Origin of the sequence: Sulfitobacter sp. HI0040, from assembly GCF_001634885.1 — a bacterium.
Taxonomy (GTDB): Bacteria; Pseudomonadota; Alphaproteobacteria; order Rhodobacterales; family Rhodobacteraceae; genus Sulfitobacter.
In genome coordinates this window covers 1-242 of the sequence record NZ_LWEX01000425.1, presented here as the reverse complement: position 1 = coordinate 242, position 242 = coordinate 1, and the positions used below count along the sequence as shown (strand labels likewise).

General features: G+C 68.2%; 1 protein-coding gene. It reads left to right on the top strand.

Annotation, left to right across the window (positions count from 1 at the left end; all coding sequences use genetic code 11):
• A partial coding sequence (locus tag A3728_RS17645) for a metal ABC transporter solute-binding protein, Zn/Mn family (protein ID WP_161489598.1) occupies positions 1-242 on the top strand: 242 nt, incomplete at both ends.

The window sequence follows — 242 nt, the reverse complement described above, 5'->3', positions numbered from 1 at the left end:
GGGGGTGGACCCCCACGGCTACCGGCAGACCCGCAGCGATATCGTCGCCCTGACGCGCGCCGATCTGGTATTGTGGCACGGGCTCTATCTCGAAGCGCAGATGGAGCGGTTCTTCGAAGACCTGTCCCGCCGCCGCGCGGTCGAGGCGGTGGCAGAGGCGTTGCCGCGCGATGTTCTCGTCAGCCATCCCGATTACGAGGGCCGCTTCGACCCGCACGTCTGGATGGACCCGACGCTCTGGG